Annotated in this window: 23 protein-coding genes and 1 pseudogene; 10 read left to right on the plus strand and 14 right to left on the minus strand. The window is 42.3% G+C overall.

From position 1 onward, the window contains the following. Positions 1 to 18: 18 nt before the first annotated feature. On the minus strand, positions 19 to 165 hold the full coding sequence (locus tag CAL7507_RS32265; RefSeq protein ID WP_160166320.1) for a hypothetical protein: 147 nt from the start codon (positions 163 to 165) through the stop codon (positions 19 to 21). 403 nt (positions 166 to 568) lie between these two features. Between CAL7507_RS32265 and CAL7507_RS07525 the strand changes: the two genes are divergently transcribed. Both CAL7507_RS07525 and CAL7507_RS07530 read left to right on the plus strand, forming a co-directional pair. Next, entirely contained in the window at positions 569 to 1,600 is a 1,032-nt protein-coding gene (locus CAL7507_RS07525) for a molybdopterin-dependent oxidoreductase (RefSeq protein WP_015127856.1), read from the plus strand. Next, the gene (locus CAL7507_RS07530) at positions 1,597 to 3,063 is read left to right on the plus strand and encodes an adenylate/guanylate cyclase domain-containing protein (RefSeq protein WP_015127857.1); all 1,467 of its coding nucleotides are present in this window, start codon (positions 1,597 to 1,599) and stop codon (positions 3,061 to 3,063) included. Before CAL7507_RS07525 ends, CAL7507_RS07530 begins: the two co-directional genes overlap by 4 nt. A gap of 17 nt (positions 3,064 to 3,080) precedes the next feature. On the opposite strand, the gene CAL7507_RS07535 is transcribed toward CAL7507_RS07530, so the two are convergent. Beyond that, positions 3,081 to 3,416 carry a XisI protein gene (locus CAL7507_RS07535; RefSeq protein WP_015127858.1) on the minus strand — a complete coding sequence of 112 codons (336 nt, stop codon included), beginning with the start codon at positions 3,414 to 3,416 and terminating at the stop codon, positions 3,081 to 3,083. A 227-nt stretch (positions 3,417 to 3,643) separates the two neighbouring features. Here CAL7507_RS07535 and rplI point away from each other — a divergent pair, with 227 nt between their 5' ends. Then, positions 3,644 to 4,102: a 50S ribosomal protein L9 gene (rplI, locus tag CAL7507_RS07540; RefSeq protein WP_042341961.1), complete on the plus strand. Its 459-nt coding sequence runs from the start codon at positions 3,644 to 3,646 to the stop codon at positions 4,100 to 4,102. A gap of 297 nt (positions 4,103 to 4,399) precedes the next feature. Beyond that, positions 4,400 to 5,755, plus strand: a complete 1,356-nt coding sequence (gene dnaB / locus CAL7507_RS07545) for a replicative DNA helicase (RefSeq protein WP_015127860.1) — start codon at positions 4,400 to 4,402, stop codon at positions 5,753 to 5,755. A gap of 379 nt (positions 5,756 to 6,134) precedes the next feature. Here the strand turns inward: dnaB and CAL7507_RS07550 are convergent, their stop codons facing one another. The 3 genes from CAL7507_RS07550 to CAL7507_RS07560 all read right to left on the minus strand — a co-directional run bounded on the left by CAL7507_RS07550 (position 6,135) and on the right by CAL7507_RS07560 (position 8,754). Next, on the minus strand, positions 6,135 to 7,580 hold the full coding sequence (locus tag CAL7507_RS07550; RefSeq protein WP_015127861.1) for a S8 family serine peptidase: 1,446 nt from the start codon (positions 7,578 to 7,580) through the stop codon (positions 6,135 to 6,137). Positions 7,581 to 7,928: 348 nt separating this feature from the next. Further along, positions 7,929 to 8,540, minus strand: coding sequence for a hypothetical protein (locus CAL7507_RS07555; RefSeq protein WP_015127862.1), 612 nt, complete (start codon positions 8,538 to 8,540; stop codon positions 7,929 to 7,931). Beyond that, the gene (locus CAL7507_RS07560; protein ID WP_015127863.1) at positions 8,527 to 8,754 is read right to left on the minus strand and encodes a hypothetical protein; all 228 of its coding nucleotides are present in this window, start codon (positions 8,752 to 8,754) and stop codon (positions 8,527 to 8,529) included. Before CAL7507_RS07560 ends, CAL7507_RS07555 begins: the two co-directional genes overlap by 14 nt. Positions 8,755 to 8,979: 225 nt before the next feature. On the opposite strand from CAL7507_RS07560, the gene CAL7507_RS07565 reads away from it, so the two are divergent. Further along, positions 8,980 to 9,438, plus strand: a complete 459-nt coding sequence (locus CAL7507_RS07565) for a hypothetical protein (RefSeq protein WP_015127864.1) — start codon at positions 8,980 to 8,982, stop codon at positions 9,436 to 9,438. Positions 9,439 to 9,699: 261 nt separating this feature from the next. Here CAL7507_RS07565 and CAL7507_RS07570 read toward each other — a convergent pair whose 3' ends face one another. The 3 genes from CAL7507_RS07570 to upp form a co-directional block, all read right to left on the minus strand. Next, the gene (locus CAL7507_RS07570) at positions 9,700 to 9,972 is read right to left on the minus strand and encodes a YggT family protein (RefSeq protein ID WP_015127865.1); all 273 of its coding nucleotides are present in this window, start codon (positions 9,970 to 9,972) and stop codon (positions 9,700 to 9,702) included. 129 nt (positions 9,973 to 10,101) lie between these two features. Next, positions 10,102 to 10,455 carry a hypothetical protein gene (locus CAL7507_RS07575; RefSeq protein ID WP_015127866.1) on the minus strand — a complete coding sequence of 118 codons (354 nt, stop codon included), beginning with the start codon at positions 10,453 to 10,455 and terminating at the stop codon, positions 10,102 to 10,104. Positions 10,456 to 10,535: 80 nt separating this feature from the next. Beyond that, positions 10,536 to 11,186, minus strand: a complete 651-nt coding sequence (upp, locus tag CAL7507_RS07580) for a uracil phosphoribosyltransferase (protein ID WP_015127867.1) — start codon at positions 11,184 to 11,186, stop codon at positions 10,536 to 10,538. Between the two features lie 344 nt (positions 11,187 to 11,530). Between upp and crtH the strand changes: the two genes are divergently transcribed. Together crtH and CAL7507_RS07590 are read left to right on the plus strand one after the other, a co-directional pair. Next, positions 11,531 to 13,033 carry a carotenoid isomerase gene (crtH, locus tag CAL7507_RS07585; RefSeq protein WP_015127868.1) on the plus strand — a complete coding sequence of 501 codons (1,503 nt, stop codon included), beginning with the start codon at positions 11,531 to 11,533 and terminating at the stop codon, positions 13,031 to 13,033. A gap of 149 nt (positions 13,034 to 13,182) precedes the next feature. After that, positions 13,183 to 14,175 (plus strand): serine hydrolase, encoded by a 993-nt coding sequence (locus CAL7507_RS07590; RefSeq protein WP_015127869.1) that lies wholly within the window; start codon positions 13,183 to 13,185, stop codon positions 14,173 to 14,175. 220 nt (positions 14,176 to 14,395) lie between these two features. Here CAL7507_RS07590 and CAL7507_RS07595 read toward each other — a convergent pair whose 3' ends face one another. From CAL7507_RS07595 to CAL7507_RS07605, 3 genes are all read right to left on the minus strand, one after another. Continuing rightward, positions 14,396 to 15,367, minus strand: coding sequence for an IS110 family transposase (locus CAL7507_RS07595; protein ID WP_015127871.1), 972 nt, complete (start codon positions 15,365 to 15,367; stop codon positions 14,396 to 14,398). 638 nt (positions 15,368 to 16,005) lie between these two features. Continuing rightward, on the minus strand, positions 16,006 to 17,175 hold the full coding sequence (gene purT, locus CAL7507_RS07600; protein WP_015127872.1) for a formate-dependent phosphoribosylglycinamide formyltransferase: 1,170 nt from the start codon (positions 17,173 to 17,175) through the stop codon (positions 16,006 to 16,008). A gap of 33 nt (positions 17,176 to 17,208) precedes the next feature. Next, positions 17,209 to 17,706, minus strand: coding sequence for a pentapeptide repeat-containing protein (locus tag CAL7507_RS07605; protein ID WP_015127873.1), 498 nt, complete (start codon positions 17,704 to 17,706; stop codon positions 17,209 to 17,211). 104 nt (positions 17,707 to 17,810) lie between these two features. Between CAL7507_RS07605 and CAL7507_RS32645 the strand changes: the two are divergent. The 3 genes and pseudogenes from CAL7507_RS32645 to CAL7507_RS07610 all read left to right on the plus strand — a co-directional run bounded on the left by CAL7507_RS32645 (position 17,811) and on the right by CAL7507_RS07610 (position 18,993). Further along, positions 17,811 to 18,038: pseudogene (locus CAL7507_RS32645) on the plus strand (hypothetical protein). Then, positions 18,038 to 18,244, plus strand: coding sequence for a hypothetical protein (locus CAL7507_RS30595; protein WP_015127875.1), 207 nt, complete (start codon positions 18,038 to 18,040; stop codon positions 18,242 to 18,244). The pseudogene CAL7507_RS32645 and the gene CAL7507_RS30595 overlap by 1 nt, the downstream one beginning before the upstream one ends. A 203-nt stretch (positions 18,245 to 18,447) precedes the next feature. Then, positions 18,448 to 18,993 (plus strand): DUF1036 domain-containing protein, encoded by a 546-nt coding sequence (locus CAL7507_RS07610; protein ID WP_015127876.1) that lies wholly within the window; start codon positions 18,448 to 18,450, stop codon positions 18,991 to 18,993. Positions 18,994 to 19,285: 292 nt separating this feature from the next. On the opposite strand, the gene CAL7507_RS07615 is transcribed toward CAL7507_RS07610, so the two are convergent. The 3 genes from CAL7507_RS07615 to CAL7507_RS07625 form a co-directional block, all read right to left on the minus strand. Further along, positions 19,286 to 19,729, minus strand: a complete 444-nt coding sequence (locus tag CAL7507_RS07615; RefSeq protein ID WP_015127877.1) for a type II toxin-antitoxin system VapC family toxin — start codon at positions 19,727 to 19,729, stop codon at positions 19,286 to 19,288. Beyond that, positions 19,729 to 19,995 (minus strand): hypothetical protein, encoded by a 267-nt coding sequence (locus CAL7507_RS07620; protein WP_015127878.1) that lies wholly within the window; start codon positions 19,993 to 19,995, stop codon positions 19,729 to 19,731. The genes CAL7507_RS07615 and CAL7507_RS07620 overlap by 1 nt, the downstream gene beginning before the upstream one ends. Positions 19,996 to 20,120: 125 nt before the next feature. Next, positions 20,121 to 22,052 (minus strand): ABC-F family ATP-binding cassette domain-containing protein, encoded by a 1,932-nt coding sequence (locus tag CAL7507_RS07625; RefSeq protein ID WP_015127879.1) that lies wholly within the window; start codon positions 22,050 to 22,052, stop codon positions 20,121 to 20,123. Between the last annotated feature and the right edge of the window lie 259 nt (positions 22,053 to 22,311).

The following is a 22,311-nucleotide window of genomic DNA, read 5'->3' on the forward strand; positions in this document are numbered from 1 at the left end:
CTCAGTACTGTCCTCCTACTAGACATCTGCCTGCTCCACTAGCTGTGCAACCAGATTCGGTAGCATTTGCGACCCACCGGAGATGTCTTTGCCACACACGCAGCGCTGGAGCATCAACGCCCCCATCTCTGTGCTATTGCCAAAAACAACTTCCGAATCAGACATGTTTCTGATGAGCTCGCGTGCATATGGCTGAAATGTACATCCCAACCCAGAATGCCCTAAAATTTATCACGTCAATAGAAAAATAGCGTCTGTCCAAGAGTAGATTCCGAAATAACCATCACGCTCCGCATTTTAGTCGTGTAGTTCCAGTAGCGTGTGTTATTCCAGGGGCTAACGCACCACCTTTGTGGAATAGGAGTTGTATAATTTCTGCCCGCTGTGTAAAACAGTATTACAGTGCTGTCAATTTAGTAACTAGTGGTTTGTCAATTTTGTTTTGAGGGGTTTTTGGTAGTGCGGGCCGAAAAGCCCGCGTGAGCGAGACGCTCACACTACAGTCCCTCATTTCAACCCTGACAGACTACTAGCGCTAGTCTGTATACCTTTGCAAGCGGTATTTTTAATGTGGTGGAATCCAGATTTGGGAAAAAACATAGCTTTCGCACCGCTAGTGACGGCGATTTTATACTTGGGAGGTTGTGTAAACCACCCGACAGATGCCCAACTGGAAGTGTGGCGCAAAGAAGCGATCGCCCGCAATGCTGAAATTGTGGCAAATCATGCCCAAAAAACTCAGCAGCATGAGTGGAATTTGCTGATTCAGGGTGAAACAGCAATTGGTAAATCTGTGACATTAAATTGGCAACAGCTACAAGCATTAGCTACAGATCATGTCAAGACGATCAATCCTCTTGACATCGTCAACCCTGGTGAAGTTAGTGACTTCCGTGGTATCCAAGTCTCAAAATTACTCCAACAACATGGTGTTACCACTAAGGTTACGGAGGTGACTTTTGTATCTTTCGATTCTTATTATGTGACGATTAGCTTACAAAATTTGTTAGCATACCCGATTATGCTGGCGATCGCCAAAAATGGTAACTCTATTAAACGCGATCAAGGCGGCCCCATTTATTTAGTGTTTCCCTATACTCAGTACCCCCAACTGAAGCAAAATTATAACGATAGTGCTTGGGCATTTTACGTCAGTAATATAGTGGTGGGTACTGAACCTGTGCAGGTGACTGTAGGTAAGCGTAAATTTGACTTAGCTAGCCTAGACCAACTCTCTCAAATCACAATTAATCAAACTGTAGGTTACAGAGGCACCTGGCCTAGCGGCAAAGTGAAAATACATGGAGTGCGTATCCGCGATGTCTTAGCCTTAGCCGGTACACAGCTACCTGAGCGGGGGAAGGTTATAGTTCATGGTAAAGCCCCGACTTACCAAAATGATACTAATGCGGTGCTATTGCCAGCTAGTGATGTTCGTAACTGCGATATTTTGTTAGCCACTAGGTGGGGTGATGACCGAAAACTGATTCCTGCGAGGATGGGTGGCCCGGTGACGCTGGCTTTTAGTTCGGAATGCCAAGCCCAAACCAGCCCACCCAGATGGGTGACTTTCGTAGAAGAATTAATTGCAACGCCATGAAACCTTTTGCTTTTCTGTCAATTCGCACCCAGATTATGACTGCGGCAACCCTATTAAGTGTAGCGTTGGTGGGATCAGTAGTCTTGGTTTGGGCAAAGACTGAGAGTAATGTTTACCGTCAACAAAAGCTGAATGAAGCCAAGTTATTTTCTAGGGTGTTAAGTAATACCTTGTTTGCTAATCATCTTTCAGAACAAAACTGGAGTCAAATCCGCGTCAATCTTGATTTGCTGCTGAGGGAAAATGAAGAGTTTGTTTACGCACTGGTATCTGATGCGCGGCTGGAAAATCAGATTGTGGCTGCTTCCCCTGGCGATTTTCAAGACCAGTATGTTCCTGATATTGTCCCATTAGCGGTAACTAATAAGGCACTAAATCTATCACAAAAGTCTAGTTCTGTAGAGACATTTGTGTTGCGGGATATCAAGTTTTCCGGACGTGTGCGGGCTAAACGTGGCGATCGCATCATGGAAGTAGCTTCAGATATTCATCTAATAACAGGGCAAAAGATTGGTACGTTGCGGTTTGGGTTATCACTCCAGCAGGTAGAAACCGCTGTAGCTAACGCCGTCACTCAGGCGCTGGTGGTGGGTGCGGTGGGGCTTGCCATTAGTTGGGTGTTTGCTTATATTTTGGCTAGGCGATTAAGTTACCCAGTGCGTTGTTTACAAGTGAGTGCAGCTAAAATTGCGGCCGGTGATTTGCAACATCGGGCTGAAGTCATGAATGCTGACGAAATTGGGGCGCTGGCTGCTTCATTTAATGAGATGTCGGCTGCATTGCAAGCATCATTTAGTAAGCTACAGAAAACTCTAGAATCCTTTGAGCTATTTGTCCCTAATAAGTTTATTTTGGTGATCGCACCCCAAGGCATCGAAAATATCAAAGTAGGTGTAGCTTCCATTCGGACGATGACAATTTTATTCTGCGATATCCGGGGTTACACCTCAATGTCGGAGTCGATGAAGCCACTGGAGATATTTGCCTTTTTAAATGAATATTTAGCTTGTATGAGTCAGGCAATCAATGAAAATGGTGGCTTTATTGATAAGTATATTGGTGATGCGATTATGGCACTATTTGACGATGAGACTACAGATGGTGCGATCAAGGCAGCAATTTTGATGCAGCAAGCCTTGGAGCAGTTTAACAATCAGCGATCGCAAAACGGTTTACCAAAAATTGCTGTTGGTATTGGCGTGCATCGTGGTGAGGTAGTCATGGGTACTGTCGGTTTTACATCCCGCATCGATTCTACAGTCGTTGGTGATGCCGTCAATATTGCCTCCCGCGTTGAGGGATTAACTAAACAGTATGGCTGTGGAATTTTAGTCACAGAGTCGGTAGTGGTTGGTTTATCCCACCCAAAGTTATTTCCCCTGAGATTGGTAGATAAATCAGTGAAAGTCAAAGGCAAAGACGAAGCGATCGCTATCTATGAACCAATGATAACTGTTGACTGATAACTGTTGACTGATAACTAACCAACAGCATATTCTGTAAACTGCCGCATAAACGGTGAATGAAACCCAATGACAATATCCTGCTTTGGTACACCCTCCTTGACTAATTCCTCCGCAAAATCAATTTCCGTACCATTATACTGAAGCCAGATTTTCCCATTTTTAATATCTAAATGCAGAACGCACCCATAAACCCGACGACGATTTTCCCAACCCACATTAACTAGCTGATAATGGTCATGTTCCATATCAAAAATCATTTCTCTATCTATATCATCTCTCCTTGAACCATAATTTACATAATCTGTAATTAGCTTTTTGATAATTTCCCGATACTGAAATATCTTATCCATAACCCCAAAAGCTAGATGAGTGCTTGATTTGAAGGTAAAAGCAATAGGAGTGCTAAAGAACACCTAGAAAATTTTTTGTTAGCGAATAGTTGCGATCGCCCCCTACCTTTCGCTAGGATCTGTAAGCTTTAGGGAATAGGCAAAGCTACTTGGGATACAGCTACATGCATCTGAGCTATCCTGCCCAAACCCAAGTTAATGAGATTCTACAGGAAAAACAGAAAAAGATGGTGAAACGCGTACAGTTAGTTTTAAATCAAGATGTCAGCAAGCTTGGGAAATTAGGCGATTTAGTAGACGTAGCTCCCGGCTATGCTCGTAATTATCTAATTCCGCAAAAATTGGCCACCCATGCTACTCCCGGTATTCTCAGACAAGTAGAACGCCGTCGTGAAAAAGAAAATCAACGTCAATTAGAACTCAGACAACAAGCTTTAGAGCAAAAAGCCGCTCTAGAAAAAGTTACCAGTTTGAAAATCGCCAAGCAAGTTGGTGAAAACGAAGCCATTTTCGGTACTGTCACCACCCAAGACGTTGTAGATGCAATTCAAGCAGCTACAAGTCAAGAAGTTGATCGCCGGGGTATTACCATCCCAGATATCAACCACCTCGGTACTTACAAAGCTGAGATTAAGCTGCATTCTGATGTAATTGCAGAAATCAATATCGAAGTCGTAGCTAGCTAGGCTGATTGACATTTAAGTAGAAGTCAGAATTCAGAAGTCGGGAGACTTGTGTATTCTGGCTCCTAAATACCTCTTAATGTATACTCAGCTGAACCACCTTCAAGCGCCTTTGAGTCGATTTTGCACCATAAGGGTAAGAGTGCAACCCCGATAGCTAGTCCATCACAGCGCAAATAAACCAACCATTACAAAACGCCCAAAAGCTGACTGTACAAGTTTCTTCATTTCAGCTTTCAGACTTCAGACTTCAGACTTCAGACTTCAGACTTCATACTTCATACTTCAATAAAATCGCTTATGGCTGACGAACTGAGTTTTAAAGGCGATGGTAGCGGCCATCTACCACCCCAAAACATTGAAGCCGAAGAAGCGATATTAGGGGGTATTTTACTAGATCCAGAAGCGATCGGTCGAGTGAGCGATCGCCTCATCGCCGAAGCTTTTTACATTAGCGCTCACAAAGATATCTACCAAGCAGCGCTCCGCCTCCACGCTCAAGGTAATCCGACAGACTTACTTTCTGTCACCAGTTGGCTCTCTGATAACGATCTACTGGCTCACATTGGTGGGAGAAACAAATTAGCCACTCTTGTAGATCGCACCGTCTCAGCAGTCAACATCGACACCCTCGCCGGGTTGGTGATGGATAAATTCCTGCGGCGACAATTAATTAAAGCTGGTAATGAAATTGTGCATCTCGGTTACGAAACTGAGAAAGAATTACCAATTGTTCTCGATCAAGCAGAGCAAAAAGTCTTTGGCGTCACTCAAGAACGCCCCCAAACAGGTCTAGTCCACATTTCTGATACCCTAATTAATACTTTCCAAGATATTGAAACTCGTCATCAAGGTATCGCTTTACCGGGGATTCCCTGCGGCTTTTATGATTTAGATGCCATGACTAGTGGCTTTCAGCGTTCTGATTTAATCATTGTCGCTGGTAGGCCATCAATGGGAAAAACAGCATTTTGTCTAAACCTTGCTCATAATATTGCTGCAGGTTATAAACTACCAGTTGCTGTTTTTAGCCTAGAAATGTCTAAAGAACAATTGGTGCAGCGACTATTAGCTAGTGAAGCCGGCATTGAAAGCGGTTATCTCCGCAGTGGACGCATCAGTCAAACACAATGGGAACCCCTAAGCCGTGCCATTGGTATGCTCTCCGAAATGCCAATTTATATTGACGACACGCCGAATATTACAGTCACACAAATGCGTAGTCAGGCGCGACGGCTGCAAGCAGAACAGGGAATGGAACTAGGATTAATTGTGATTGATTACTTGCAATTAATGGAAGGAGGCGGTGATAATCGCGTCCAAGAATTATCTCGAATTACCCGTTCTCTTAAAGGTTTAGCTAGAGAATTATCTGTACCAGTTATTGCTTTATCTCAGCTGAGTCGTGGAGTAGAAGCACGTACAAATAAGCGCCCGATGCTTTCAGATTTGAGAGAGAGTGGAAGTATCGAGCAGGATGCTGATTTAGTAATAATGTTGTACCGTGAAGAGTATTACACTCAAGATACTCCGGATCGCGGTGTAGCAGAAGTGATAGTAGCGAAACACCGTAATGGACCAACAGGCACTGTTAAGCTATTATTTGATCCGCAGTTTACGAAGTTTAAAAACCTAGCTCGCCCAGGTAATTATTAAAACCTCAGTGCGTTAATCAGGGACTTCCCACTAGAAAAATATCCCATCCCTGCGGGATGCTATGCGAACGTTAGGGGAGCAAGGGAAGAAAAATTATGGCTCAATAACTTTTTTCCTCTCCTTATCCTCTGCTCCCCGCTCCCTATATGTGTCAACCTTAGAGGATGTTTGAAGAGTCTCCTTCTATGTCATGCTGAGGAACGTACCCCTTTGGGGAAGCAAGCTACGCTCTTAGCGTTCCCGCAGGGTAGCAATCGCAAAGACTTTGAGATTGCTACGCTACACTTCGTTTCGCTCTCTGCGAGACGCTACGCATAGCTTGCAACTCCTGCGGAGTACGCAATGACGGGTTTTGGATTATTTATTTTTTGGAACACTCTTAATAATTTTTCCAAGTCCAGCCATTGTCTTCAGCAAGACTGTCATAACTGTTGCTGCTAGGAGTACTGTCGTAGTAACTGAATTTTGATTCGATCTCTGAATTCGCCAACAAACTCTGACTTTCCGATGTCGAGATTGGGATCAAGCGGGAAGTTACACTATTAACCTCATTGGTTGAACTGAGCTTGAAGCTAGCTGTAGGATACTGTAGACTATTTCCTGTCATATCTGCAATAATCTGATGCGTTAGCGAGCCAGTATTAGAGCTTGTGCTGAGAGATTGAGAACTATTTGCGGCCGTGCTGGTGATGATTTGACGCACTTGTTCAGCACTCAAATTAGGGTTAGCACTAAGCATTAAAGCTACTACTCCAGCAACGTGGGGAGTCGCCATAGATGTACCACTGTAATAAGCATACTGATCTCCTGGTACTGTAGAGTAGACATTGACTCCTGGCGCTGTGACATAGGCTAGTTGACTAAATCCTGGTTGGTTAGAGAAGTCAGCCATTTTGTTGTTTTGATCTACTGCTCCAACCGCAATTCCTGACTTATTAGCATAGGCTGCCGGATAAGATACTAATGGGTAACCATTATTACCTGCTGCCATGACAACAACGACCCCTTTTTTGCTGGCATAATCAATAGCTGATTCCAGGGTGCTGTTAGGAAAATCACCTCCTAGACTGAGGTTAATGACATTAGCGCCATGATTGACAGCATAGTAGATGCCGTTAGCGATCGCACTATAAGAGCCTGAACCAGAATCATCTAAAACTTTAACCGGCATAATCTTGGCACCATAAGCAACACCGGTGACACCAAAATCATTATTCTCCCCAGCGATAGTTCCAGAAACATGTGTGCCATGACTATTGTCGTCCATGACTTCGTTGGTGTTATTGACAAAGTTCCAGCCCCGGACATCATCAATATAGCCATCACCATCATCATCTATGCCATTGTCAGCAATTTCTTTAGTGTTAGTCCAAATATTATTTTTTAAATCTGCGTGGTTGTAGTCAACTCCAGTATCCACAACAGCCACAACAACACCTTGCCCTGTATATCCTTTAGCCCAGGCTTCTGGGGCTTTCACAAGATCAGCCCCCCAATTATTTCCACCCAAGTCAGGAACATCAGCAAAGGTATTTTGACCAATACTTTTAGCCACTGCTGCGCCTGCATTCACCAAGCCATAGCCAGAGTTGGAGTCATAGCTTTTAGTAGTCGCATCACTGGTAATTTTCGCCTCAGTGCTATGCGATTTTTGCACATTAGACGAATCTGCTTTCAGATCATTTATGGTAGCGTCAAAGCTACTACGACCGCTGAGTTTTAAGCTGTCGTCATCTCTAGCATGAAAGATATCTGCTGAGGAGAGGGGAGTGACATCTAGCCCTTCATTAGCAAAGGATTTTTGACTAGTGTAATTAACGGGCATAAGAATTCTTCTTGCAAAAGTCTAAACAACGAATAATTAACCGCCGATAAACGAGGCAGTGCGTTGCTTTGTTTCCGAAAGTTCAAGCATCTGCCATGCCGATAAACGCCGATAAAACCACTTATGCAAGAGGTCTAATCTTGTCTTGACAGCCTGACCTATTACAAAGTTGCTTAAAAGGTTTTTATCTGCCAATCATCCCCATTTTTTAATAATTACTATAAAATTCAATAGCAAAATGCCAATTTGATTACAAACAGTACAAGTGGATTTGTCATTTGTTATTTGTTATTGGTCATTTGTCATTTGCCATTCTCCCCCTGCCCCCTGCTCCCTACCCCCTGCCCTCTATATCTTCGGCCAGCGCCAGTTATAGCGATTCCATTCGTAGATGCCTTGAATTTCGTACTCAGTGCCATTTTGGAAGCGAATGACGCAATTCATGAAGGAATCATCGCCATTGATGATTTCTTCGACTTGAATGACTGTGCAGGGAAACCACTCGCGCTGACAGGGGCCGTTTACTTGCACCCATTCCCATAAGGCATTGGAAATTTCAATGCGATCGCCTACTCTGAGTTTTAGTGCATCTTCAAAATAAGAGTATTTGTCAAAATGATACGACTCAACGCGATACAACCACTGTAACCCGTAGCGATCGCGGATAAATTGCACTGCGCCGGAGTCATTTTCTTGCAGCCAGTCGTTGAGTAATTGTACTTTCCAAGTCCGATCTTGTTGTTCTTCTGTTTTAACAAACTTTAAAAACGCTTCTAATTCCTCTGAAGTCAGTTCATCCAAAGGATTAGCCATGTCTGATGCATTCGCGTGAGAATTTCCCTGAATTTGCCCAACGACTTGCAGTAATATCTGTTTCTGCATATCAGTGAGAGGACAGCTGGCTGCATCACAACGATTAAAGGCTGCTTGCAAGGCTGCTTCAATCTCATCTGGAGTCATAAGCTAATAGCATTGAGGGTTGATTTTTTTTATTATTACAAAGGTGAACCAAGAATCCCCGCGCATTCATGCCGGGGAGTGTCAAAAAAGTTAAATCAACTTCTTCAATCCCTTGGTAGTTAAATTCAGGTAAGCTGGGTTTAAAAACAGTATTAATTGCTGTGTTAGTTAAAACTCTGGCGTTGCTGATTGCAGTATGAATTGTGATTGTCATGCTGAGTGTAGCACTAGTGGAATGAAGTATCTGCGAGATTCTTCACTTCACTACGTTCCTTTCAGAATGACAAATTCATACTTTCTTCCGCAACGCCAAAACTCTTAGCTTGGTATAAAGTTTACTAGAATTTAGTTGCCATTATTTTTAGATATGCACCAGAAAAACAGTATGACATCTTTGTTTAATTTCCTGACTTTAACTAGGTTGTACGGCTCAAAACACATGCGATTTATCACTGCTTTCTCAACTCAGTATTTCAGACTAAATAAGGTGATAGTTATTGCATGTGTTATCAGCATTTTATCCTGGGCATTTACTCCCTGTGCTATGGCGTTGACACAGATTAGACTATTTGATGTTTCTTATAAGGATTGTCCACCAGAATTAGCGCAAGGGGCTGTGATTAGTAGTGGTTCTGCCGCTGCTAGCTGCTATATTGTGACTGGCAAAGCTGAAAATGGTACTTACAAAACCGTCTACGATGCAGACATTTTTGGACGCATTTATGATGCCAATAATGACTCAGTCATGCAAAACCGCACCCGTCTAGGTTCAATTGCGGAAGTCCCACCGGGTATCAGTGATTTTGAATTGAGAATTTCTGTACCTGCAAATCAGCCTACGCCGTTAAAGTTGAAGCAGTTTAAAGCTGCTGGATTTAGTGGTCAAGTGCGGCGTTAACAGTTAACAGTTATCAGTTATCAGTTGGGAGCGAGAGTTACCCAATAGTTACTGAGAAACCTGCCTTGACTTGTACTGAGCGTAGCCGAAGTAGTCGAGGTAGTGCAGTCGTTCCCACAGGGTAAAGAGTCGAATTAAACTGGTGATTTATCCTGTGGGATCTTGCTACTGATTTAATTAAAAGGATATTTGGAGTCTGGACTTCATTAGCCCAGACTCCAAGTAATGTATTTGCAGATGGCACAAACTGCAAATTCTGTGCTAGATGAAAGCTTGCATCCGGCTGAGGTTTTGCATAAAGCCACCTAGAACCTGCAATAGTATAATCGCTAACACTGGCGAAATATCAATACCGCCCAATGGGGGAATAAATTGGCGGAAAAAATTGAGGTAGGGGTCGGTTATTTGGCTCAGAGCAGCAAATGGTTGGTTATACCAGTCGATGTTGGGGAACCAGGTCAACAGCACCCGAATAATTAGTAAATAGCCGTAATATGTGAAGAAGGCAGCTAGTACTGCAAACAGTAGATTCATGGATGGGTTGGTTTCTTGCTAAGTGTCAAAAGCGGTCTTATTATTGATTTTAATTTAGTCCATGTCATGGTGTCTGCGGCTAGTTTTGGCATTCACCACAATTTGGCACTTTTACAGGCGTTTAGCAGTTCAGGAGTCTTTGGTTAAAGAGCGATCGCTAATGGACCCAGAGGAACTGCCGTTGACATTGCCCAGTTGCTTTCGCACTTCATCAATTGTCGCATTCAACTGGGCGATTTTATCTTCTAGCGATCGCCTTGCGGTTTCCATCTCCACGGCGTCAGTTTCTGCGGCTCGCATCTGACGACGTTTCCCTGATATTTTTTTGGCTTCAGTTTGGTTGTTAGTCTGTTCTGTCTCTTCATCTGCTACCAATTCTGGATCGCTCCGAGAAGCAATCAAGGTTCCCACAACACCACCTACGACACTACCGAAAATTGCTCCGACGAAAAAACCACTAGCAAAACCATCTCGCTGACTCATATCTTTAACCGCCTTGAAGAAACTTTGCGACTTTATACACTAGTTAAGCTATTTTTCTTCTTCCCTAGCTGCATACTAGCTTAAGTCCCAAAGGTGCGATCGCCTGCATCTCCCAATCCCGGTACAATATACCCCTGGCTATTAATTGTTTCATCAATAGCAGCTGTGTAAACATTTAAACCCGGATAGGCAACACTCAATTTTTGCAAAGCTGGTGGAGCTGCCACTACACATACAATCCGTGTCAAAACAGGGTCAACACCCCGCTGTGTTAATTCTGCCATTGCAGCCATAATCGATCCTCCCGTTGCCAACATCGGATCGGTAATTAACACCCGCGTCTGGGGAGCAAATTTTTCCGGCAATTTGTTCAGGTAACACGAAGGTTCCAGTGTCTCTTCATTTCGCACCAAGCCAAGATGATAAACCGATGCCAGGGGTAGCAAGGTCTGTGCCCCTTCTAGTAATCCCAGCCCAGCCCGAAGAATCGGCACCACTGCCACAGGCACTTCTGGATCAATAAAAGTTGCCGCAGTGGAATCTAAAGGACTCTGCACCGTTGTTTCTAGAGTTGGTAACCAATCTCTCGCAGCTTCATAAGTCAGCCATCGCCCCAACTCAGTCATCGCACTCCGAAATAATACTGAAGGTGTGGCAGCATCGCGGGCAACTGCCAGCCAGTGCTTGATTAGGGGATGGGGTGGAACATATACACGCAGTTGTAGCGTCATAGGCACAGATAGGCGCTTTTTTCCTATGTGAGAACTGAAACATCATAATACTCTATACTCTTCCCTGGCTACGACTGACTGCTAAAATCAACACACTATTCATTATTGAAAGTATTTTTCATTAGCAGTTGACATATATTCTCAATCAAGGTTATATTGTTAATCAGTGTTCTCCTCTCTTTAAGGATCGGCAGACGGGATTAGCCAGCGGTAGCAGGCTTGTCCCTCTTTTTTGTGATTGGTTATTGGTCATTTGTTATTCTCCCCAGTCCCCATTCCCAATTCCCCATTCCCAATTCCCCATATCGCGAGTATCATTTATGTTGGTTTTTTTACTTTAAATTATGTCTCCTAGTCCCATATTTGATGTAATTGTGATTGGCTCTGGTATCGGTGGATTGGTGACAGCAACTCAGTTAGTAGCAAAGGGAGCTAAAGTACTGGTACTGGAAAGTTATCTGATTCCAGGTGGGAGTGCTGGCTATTTTGAGCGTCAGGGGTATCGATTTGATGTTGGGGCTTCGATGATTTTTGGGTTGGGAGAGAAGGGCACTACTAATTTACTCACTCGTGCCCTTGATGCGGTGCATGTCAGCGTCGAGGCGATCGCTGATCCGGTGCAGATTCACTATCATCTACCCAATGGTTTAGACCTGAAGGTTGACCGAGTTTATGAAAATTTTTTGCAAAATCTTATTGCTTATTTTCGCCATGAAGAAAAGGGGATTCGTCGCTTTTATGACGAGTGCTGGAAAGTTTTTAATTGCCTCAATAGCATGGAGTTGCTGTCATTAGAAGAACCTCGGTATCTGATGCGGACATTTTTGCGACACCCTTTAGCATGTCTTGGTTTGGCTAAATATTTGCCACAAAATGTTGGGGATGTAGCACGGCGATACATCAAAGATCCCCAATTATTGAAGTTTATCGATATGGAGTGTTATTGCTGGTCGGTGGTTCCAGCTAAGATGACACCGATGATTAATGCTGGGATGGTCTTTTCTGACAGGCATTATGGCGGAGTTAACTATCCTAAAGGTGGGGTAGGAAAAATTGCTCAAACCCTGGTGAAAGGTCTAGAAAAGGCTGGGGGTAAAATTCAATATCAAGCCAAGGTCACGAAGATTATTCGAGAACAGGGACGCGCTGTAGGTGTACAACTAGCTAATGGTCAAGTCTATCAGGGTAAACGCATAGTTTCTAATGCTACACGTTGGGATACTTTTGAAAAATTACTACCCAGGGAGAAAATACCAGCTAGTGAGAAAAAGTGGCAACAAAATTATCAGAAATCACCGAGCTTTTTGAGTTTACATATGGGGGTGAAAGAGTCAGTTTTACCTGTGGGAACGGAGTGCCATCATATTTTGTTGGAAGATTGGCAGCAAATGACAGCAGCGTCTGGTACGGTTTTTGTTTCTATTCCCACGTTGCTTGACCCAGATTTAGCACCAGCAGGTTATCACATCATTCATGCTTTCACGCCCGACTGGATAGAAAATTGGCAAGGACTGACTGAAAGTGAGTATGAGGCTAACAAAGAAGCCGCAGCATGGCGAATTATTGACAGACTAGAGAAGATTTTTCCTGGTTTAAATGCTGGGTTGGATTATCTGGAAGTGGGAACGCCGCGCACCCATCGTCGCTTTTTGGGTCGAGTAGATGGTACTTATGGGCCAATCCCTCGGCGCAAGTTGTGGGGATTATTGGGGATGCCGTTTAATCGTACAGAGGTTCCCGGACTTTATTGTGTGGGGGATAGTACCTTTCCCGGTCAGGGATTGAATGCAGTGGCGTTTTCTGGGTTTGCCTGTGCCCATCGCATCGCTGTAGATTTGAAGTTGTGATTTTTTTCCAGATAAATTAAAACTTTCCGGATGTAGCGATCGCTAACCGTAAGTATATCGCGGCGGGGTACTCAAACTCTGCAAGTAATACAAAATTGTGCTTTAATTTGTTGGTGCAATTTTCCTCCTCACACAAACAGCTGTTACTGATGTCACTCACACCCAAAGAAAATATTGTGAAATTAAGCTGGCTTGTATCCAGCTTTTTAAGTGTGTTCCTGCTTGGCTCAACTGTCAAAGCTGCCACCAAGCCAGTGCAACAAACTCTTAGTCAGGTTCCCATCACAGTTTCCCCGGCTGCTGATAGTGATATGTTTGCTGGCGTGGTTCCTTTACATTCACCTATGAAAGTGCTTGAACCGCAAATTAAAACCTTGATGGCTAAATATAGCTTTCTGCAAACAGGAATGTTTTTCCTCGATTTAGAGACGGGGAATTATTTGGATATTGGAGGCGATCGCGTCTTCCCCGCTGCCAGTACAATTAAATTGCCAATTCTCATCGCCTTTTTTCAGGACTTAGACGCAGGTAAAGTCAGGCTAGATGAACAGCTGACAATGCGGAGTGATTTGGTCACAAATGGCTCTGGAATCATGCAATATGAGCGAGTTGGGAAGAAATACACGGCATTAGAAACCGTGAATAAGATGATTACCATCAGTGACAATACAGCCACCAACATGATTATTGATCGCTTGGGTGGAGCAGCCAAACTAAATCAGCGTTTCCGCGGTTGGGGACTAAAAGACACAGTAATTCGCCGCCTTTTGGCTGATTTAAGAGGCACAAATACTACAAGTTCCCAAGACTTGGCGAGGGTACTGGCTTTGGTGGTGAATAATAAATTAGTCTCCCCACAGAGTCGAGAACAGGCTTTAGATATTCTGCGTCACACCACCATACATACACTACTTCCCGCCGGTTTGGGAAAAGGCGCAGTCATCGCCAACAAAACCGGAGATATCGGCTTTATCATCGGTGATGCTGGGTTTATCACTATGCCCAATGGTAAGCATTACTTGGCAGCTATCTTCGTCAAACGTCCATATCGAGATTCTAGAGGAAGAGACTTTATTCGGCAAGTTTCCCAACTTGTATACAATTACTTGAGTCAGCCAAACCCCGTTGCAAGTAATTACTAATTCGTAATACTTCGGCTGCGCTCATTACAAGTTCGTAATTCGGCGTTGCTGATTTAATGTATGATTTAGGATTTTCCGTTGTACCAAAACCCCTGTAGAGACGTAAAATTTTACGTCTCTACATCCAAATTCATACTGCGATTCAGCAACGCCAAAAAAAGTTATACCAATCTGAAAAAAAGAATGCAACAGATACATTTGTAGATACTGTCTTGATTCGTCAAGAGGCATGAGCGAGATAATCAGGGTCAAAAGGCTTTTGGGATTTTAAAACCCCAAAAGCCAAATGCAGGAGTTTACGCATCACAGCAGCAAGAACTTGCATTTTGACCTTGCCACGATCTAGCAAACGCTGTGCAAATAATTTCAACAGCGGATTATGGCGCATAGCAGCAACAGCAGGCATATAAAGTGCCTTTCGGAGTCGGGCATTGCCAACTCCAGATAAGCGAGACTTACCCTGCACCGAAGAGCCACTAGAACGTTCTTGGGGAGTTAAGCCAGCATGAGCAGCTAACTGGCGAGCATTGCGGTATTGTTCAAGACAACCGATTTCGGTTAACAGCACAGCCGCAGTCTGCTCACCAATACCAGGGATTGAGGTTAAAAGGTCGCGCTTGGCCTTCAAATCAGGATGGCGCTCAAAGTGGTCGTGAATCAGTTGTTTCACCTGGACAATCAGCTGTTTTAACTGCTCTAAATGAGACTCAATTAAAGCGGCAACAGTGGGTGTGGCAGTTTCTAACCGATTCTGCTCCTGTTGGTACATGTCCGTGAGCGATTCTAAACGACGAAGGAGCGCTTGAAGCTCTTTCACCTCAACTGGTAAAGGAGTCCAAAGTTCTGGGGCAATCGCCAGACAAAAACGCGCAATCACTGCGGCATCTACTTTGTCCGTCTTAGTACGAAGTAGTTCGCTCTTGGCAAATCCTTTAATGCGGGATGGATTGACCACACTGACTTTGTGACCATTCTCCACTAAAAACTCTGCCAATGCTTCGCCATAGGTGCTTGTCGCTTCCATGCAGCCATGAACTTGAGTCGCTCCTTGTTTGATGAGCCAGTTTTGTAGGTTAACAAAACCTTCTGGATTGTTTTTAAAGACTTTGGATTTTGTGGTTTGGTTCTCCAGTATCAAAGTCACATGAAAATCTTTTTTACTGATATCGATACCGAGAACTATTTTTGACATGAGACATTTCCTCCACAGTTAATTTCTACAATAGAAGAACTGATGAATTGCATCTACTATCCTTGTGAATGCAGACTTTCCCAATATTTGGGGTCTAAGATACTGTCCAGTCTCTACAATTCAATTCGATTTCACCGATACAGGTTGCCAATCTACGTTACAGACTTTTGTATGGTCTCAGGGGCGGGGCAGCTTGACCTGGTATTACCAGTCCTCCAAAAAGAATTGTGTCGTTAAACTAGTACAGACAACATTTAAGTTTTTTGAACTGCATTCTCAAGTCAAGTCTTTGCTCTACATCACAGTGAAAGCTATTTACTCGGTTCCTTGGGATCTTCTATTTAAGATACAAGGGGCGGGGTTTCCCCTATGCGTGTCAACTTAACGCCAAATCGGCGGTTAGAAACCGCGGCTACACAAACAAAACCTGCCTTCGCAGGTTTCAAAACCTTAATTTGACCTTAGTCCGCGGAGGCGGACTTTGCCTTTGTAGCCGCGAATTCTATTCGCCGGGGCTTAAGTTGACACGTATGGGAAACCCCGCCCTAGACGACAATCTATGTGTCGCAATCATTAATTGAATTGGTATTATTTTGGCATTTCATATTCTGATTCAGCAACGCCGGAAATGCAATCAATTAAACCAATTTAATTTTACTTGCTGCTCTAGTAGCCTTTTCCCGTGCTTCTTGGACATTCACTCCTTTAGCTAAAGCTACTCCCATGCGCCGATATGGGTGAGCGCTAGGTTTACCAAATAACTTAATATCTACATCTGGCTCAGATAAGGCATCTGCCACGCCTGCAAATGTAACAGAATCCGATTTCTCTTCAGCTAAAATTACAGCGCTGGCTGAAGGAGCTAACAAGTCTATGTTGGGAATTGGTAAACCTAAAATAGCCCTTAAATGCAATTCAAATTCATTGAGGTTTTGGGATATTAAAGTCACCATTCCTGTATCATGTGGTCTGGGAGAAAGTTCGGAGAATATAACTTCATCCTTGGTGATAAAAAACTCAACACCAAAAATTCCCGCACCACCCAAAGCATCGGTGACTTTTTTCGCTATTTCTTGAGATTTAACTATCTTTTCTGCAGTAATTTCTGCTGGTTGCCAAGACTCTTGATAATCACCTCTTTCTTGCCGATGACCAATAGGATCACAGAAAATTGTCGGTGCGTTCCACTGTTTAATCGTCAGTAGAGTAATCTCAATTTCAAAGTCAATGAATTCTTCCACAATTACCTTTTGAGTGTCACCACGAGAATTAGCGATCGCATAATTCCAAGCTGTCTCAACTTCACTCTGATTTTGCACCACAGACTGACCTTTCCCAGAGGATGACATCACAGGTTTCACAACATTTGGGAAGCCAATTTTATCAGAAACAGCAAGCAACTCTTCTAAAGTTGTGGCATAACCATATTTAGCCGTTCTAATCCCTAATTCTTTGTGCGCTAATTCCCGAATTCGGTCACGGTTCATGGTGTAGTTAGTAGCTGCTGCCGTGGGAATAACTGTAATTCCTCGCTGCTCAAATTCTACAAGTTTTTCTGTTCTAATTGCTTCAATTTCTGGTATGATAAAATCAGGTTTATGCTTGCTAACTACCGCTTCTAAATCTTCAGCACTCAGCATAGAAATCACTTCAGAGCAGTCAGCAACTTGCATCGCCGGAGCATTAGCGTAACGGTCAACAGCAATTACGTAATTTCCCAAACGTTGAGCAGCAATCACAAATTCTTTGCCGAGTTCTCCTGAACCCAAAAGCATTAATTTTTGAGGTAACTTAATTGAATTAGTCATAAAATTATCTAGATTAATTCTTATTTAATTATCTTAATTATCATCTTCTGAATCGCTAAACCTAGCGCCACGCAGTTGCAAATCTTTACGTTGAAAATCGCTCAAGCCATTAGCTGTGCCAAAATTACACTCATCTACTAACGCATTTACCCAAATAGTCTCATTCAGAGTTGCACCGCTTAAATTTGCATTTCTCAAATCAGCTTCTGTAAAATTGGCAAATAAGAGGTCAGCATTTACGAAACTGCTGTCGTGGAGGTTTGCTCTTGATAAATTGCCTCGGATAAAGTTAACCTCATCTAAAATTAAACCAGATAAATCTGCCCCTACTAAATAAGGAAATTTTAGCTGACTGGGATTTTGTAAAAACCGCATGATGCAGTTTATATTGGCATCATTAAGCCGCATTTTAGTTAAAAAATCGTAACGTGCTATACCCAGTTGTCTGAGAGTTTGCAACCGTTGGGAAGGACTTTGTTCTAAAAATTGGATGGCGCTATTACGCAAGTCTTGAGTCAGGATACTTAGCATATTTTTTTAATAGATATTAGAGATAAATTTTTTATATTAATCTAGTCAATCAATCTTGATTGGAGTTATAATTTGCCCAAATTCGATAATTTATTATCTTCATTATGCTAACGCTTGAGCAAATTGAATCTGCTATTCTTCAGCTTACACCTGATGAGTTTCAAAAAATACTAGAATGGTTTGCGGATCTTGATTACCAGCGATGGGATGAGCAATTAGAGAAAGATATTGCTGATGGTAAATTAGAAGCTTTGGCACAGGAGGCGTAGACGCGTAGCGGCTTGTCGTTAGACATCGCTGAATTTGAAGCCGGGCACTGTCGGGCTATCTAATGCATTATACAACTCGTCGGTTCTGGGAATACTATGATGCTCTACCGGAGGAAGTTCAGCAAACAGCCGATCAATGTTACGAACTACTCAAAGCCGATCCATCTCACCCATCGCTACATTTCAAGAAAGTTGGTAAGTATTGGTCAGTACGAGCAGGACGAAGTTATAGAGCATTAGGTGTAGATGTTAAAGACGGTATTTCGTAGTTTTGGATTGGAACACACACAGATTACAACAAGCTTATCGGTATGTAGGATGGCAAGTCAACTATGTGGTTAGCTTGAGCGCAGGTATATCGGGAAACAGCACCACATAATAAGCCAAATTCACCCTAAAGAATGGAAATTTTGCCTCTAAATATTATAATTAGCCTGAAAAGCATAGATATCTGAAGGCAAAAACAAGATATATGCACCTAATCGTAGTATTGCTACCGATTCTCTCAGTTTTACCTTTCCTTTTTTCCACGGCTGAAACGGCGATCGCCATCCCATATCGAAGTGGTGGAAAATGTTCTTCTTCAGGTATTGATATTGATCTTGTAACGGGTCAAACTCGGAGTATTTTTATGCCTCCTGATCCATCGTGTTACGGATCTGAAGCAGTACCTCAGCGACAACCGAGGCCGCAAGGCTATCAGTTTCATTTCAGTAATAACTGCTCGCGTCCGGTTCAAGTAGCTGTGATATATCTAAATTTAAATAATAATTGGGAAACCCGTGGTTGGTGGAGATTTGCTCCTGGGGAAACAGCTAATCTATCTAGTAACAAGGAGGGTATCCCTATTATTTCCCACAACAAAATCTTCTATTTCTATGCCCAAACAGTTGACAGTAGTGAGCGCCTCATTTGGGATGGCAATACCTATATGTCTTTGAACGGCGAACGTCTTGGTTTTAGGGAAATGCAGCAACAGCAGGCCGATAATAATAATTTCTCTGTGCAGTGCAAGTAATTAACGTGAGTTAGATGAGTTACAAAGCCTGAAATCCCTACCCAGTATTGTTTGTGAGAACTTAGGCTTTCTAAAAATCTCTATGTTTATTGAGAATAAAATCACTAACCCTTGAATCTGCCAATTATTGATCTTATTCTCAACTACTGGTTGAGAGTTTCTATCAGCCTTAGTTCCAACAATCCTTGATTTACAAAGGTTTTAGCCCCTAAAATCCGTCGAACTCAAGTTAATTAAATAGGTAGCTACAAAGTTTATTTTATATTCTGCAAAATTGGGTTAATTGTTATGTTTAAAGCCAGGATTCAACAGTTAAAGTTTTTACCTGTTGAATTCGCTGAAAGTCGCTATCGGCTGATACAACGGTAAGATTATGCTGTAGAGCAATAGCTGCTATCCAAAGGTCATTTTCATCAAAGCCTAAATCAGTAATTTTAGTTTTTCTCCGCTTGTTTTTTTCTTTCGGTGCAAATTCATTAAATAAAGCAGCTTTTAATTGTCCGTAGATAGTTGCTGTTTCTTCTGTCATAAGGTAAATGCGAATATCTTCTAAGAATTCGCTCAAGCGAGCTAGATTTGTTTCCTTGCGCTGGGATTTTTCCATCATGAATGTCAGTTCGCCCTGCACAATTATGCAAGTAGTAATGTTATTTTCTCCAACTTCATTCACGTAATGGATAACATTTGGCTCGCCTAAAATAATGGCACTACAATGATTTGTATCCAATAAATACATTATTCAAATGGGTTTTCGTCGTCAAATTTAGCTTTACCACGGGTAGCATACACTGATTGAAGACATTCTTTAAAGTCATCTCCTGACCAAGTTCCGGCGTGTCGCAAAATGGAACGTCCAGAAGCAGGACGGTATGTAAGCTGTTCTTGATCACTAGGAAGTTTTGTATAGTTATGTTTAATAGAACGAATCAAGTTGAGTGCTTCTGTTAGTAATTCTGGTGGTAAAGTTTCTATTTCTTGGATTAATAATTCTTTAGTAGTCATATTATATCTTTCTCACTACTTCTTCGTTTTCTATGTTACAACCTGATGACTAGTAAAATAACTACGCATGATTACAATCATCATCAAACTTTGCGCCTTCTCTACAAGACGCAAAGGAATATTTGTTAAGAATCCATCTCGGCTAATTCTAACCAGCGTTCAGTTGCTACATCAATTGCTTGTTTGATGGTTTCTACTTGTTCATACAATTTTTGTACTTGGGTATAATTGCCTGCTGAAACATTTACCAGCGCTTTCTCTACTTCGGTTTTTTCTAACTCTAACTTGGCGATTTTACCTTCTAATTGCTCAAATTCTCGCTTTTCCCAATTTGAGAGTCGGCGCTGCTTTTTTGTTTCAGTGGCTTGAGATAGAGATGTGGTTTTTTGCGCCTCTATATTTTTCGGCTTGTCTTTAGTATTAGTAGTTTGTTGTTGTGCGGCTTCTTCGGCTTTTTTATAGTCGAGATAAATGGAGTAATTACCTGGATATTGTCGCAGCACACCGCCTGGTTCAAAGGAAAAAATTGTGTCTACGGTGCGGTCTAAAAAGTAGCGATCGTGGGAAACTACTATTACAGATCCAGAAAAGTCTTCTAAGTAGTCTTCTAGTACTGCTAACGTCTGCACATCTAAATCATTAGTCGGTTCATCTAAAATCAAGACGTTAGGCGCACTCATGAGTAAGCGCAAGAGAAACAACCGCCGTTTTTCACCACCAGAAAGTTTATGAATTGGTGCATATTGTTGGTTCCCAGGAAATAAGAACCGTTCCAACATTTGAGAAGCAGTAATTTGAGTTCCGTCGGCTATTTTGATAAATTCCCCTTCTTCTTTGATATAGTCAATCACGCGCTGATTTTCATTCAAAGCTGTGAGCAATTCTTCAGAATGTTGGTCAAAATAACCGATGTGAATTGTAGTACCAATTTCTACGCTTCCCGAATCTGGCTGCACTCTTCCGGTAATCATATCCATTAATGTAGATTTACCCGCGCCGTTAGGGCCAATAATACCAATGCGGTCTTCTGGACTAAATTCGTAGGTAAAATCTTTAATTAAGGTGCATCCATTATATGATTTAGAAATATTATTGAGTTCAATAACTTTTTTACCAATCCGCCGACCAACTGTCGAGATATCGACTTTACCCTGAACCTGTTTAAACTCAGTGTCTCTCAGTGCGTGAGCGCGTTCTATTCTAGCTTTTTGTTTAGTACTGCGAGCTTTTGGGCCTTTTTTGAGCCACTCTAATTCACGCCGCAATACACCTTGATGTTTACGTTGACTGCTGATGGCAGATTCTTCTGCAAGAGCCTTCTTTTCGAGGTAATATGAATAGTTACCTGTATAAGTGTAAATATCACCTCGATCAATTTCAATGATGCGATTTGTGACACGATCTAAAAAGTAGCGATCGTGGGTGATTAAGAATAATGCACCACGGTAGCGATTTAAGTAACTTTGTAACCATTCTACAGAAAGCGCATCAAGATGGTTGGTTGGCTCATCCATCAGCAAAGCATCGGGTTCTGAGAGCAAAGCTGTGGCTAGAGCAATGCGTTTACGATAACCTCCAGATAGAGTGCCTATGACTGCATCAAAGTCGGAAATTCCTAACTTGGTGAGGATGATTTTGGCGTTAGTTTCTAGTTCCCACGCGCCGGTTGTGTCCATCTTTTGCATGACTACAGAAAGACGGGACATTAGTTGACTATCTTCTGGATAGTGAGCTAGTTTATCTGAAAGTTCTTCATACTCACGCACCAAAGCCATATGTTCGCCACTATCAGCAAAAATTTGCTCTAAAACTGTGCGATTTTCATCTAAGTCTGGCTGTTGGGGGAGGTAGATAATTTTAGCACCAGAGTTGACTAAAATTTGACCGCTATCAATTGATTCTAGACCGGCGATCATTTTTAATAGGGTTGATTTACCAGACCCATTTGTACCAATTAAACCAACTTTATCTGTAGCATCCAAGCTAAAGCTAGCATCATTTAAAATTTCTTTAATGCCAAAGTCTTTTTTTACAGATTGCAGCGTAATAATACCCATATTTTTTGATAATTTTCAGATAATTAGTAGGTGGGACTTATAGCGTTTCCTAAGAAGCTTAGATACTTATTATATAGCTTTCTAAATTACGTAAACCTCTGCGTATCTCCGCGCTAACCTTAGCGAGCCTCTGCGTTAAAAAATATTAATTATGTACCTCACTAAACTCTTAATGCTATGTATGGCAAGCTGATTTCATAATTGAACAAATATTACGTATATGTAGTAGGATAGCTGCTGCTTACTATAGCAGGGTTAT

The sequence above is a fragment of the Calothrix sp. PCC 7507 genome, assembly GCF_000316575.1.
Taxonomy (GTDB): Bacteria; Cyanobacteriota; Cyanobacteriia; order Cyanobacteriales; family Nostocaceae; genus Fortiea.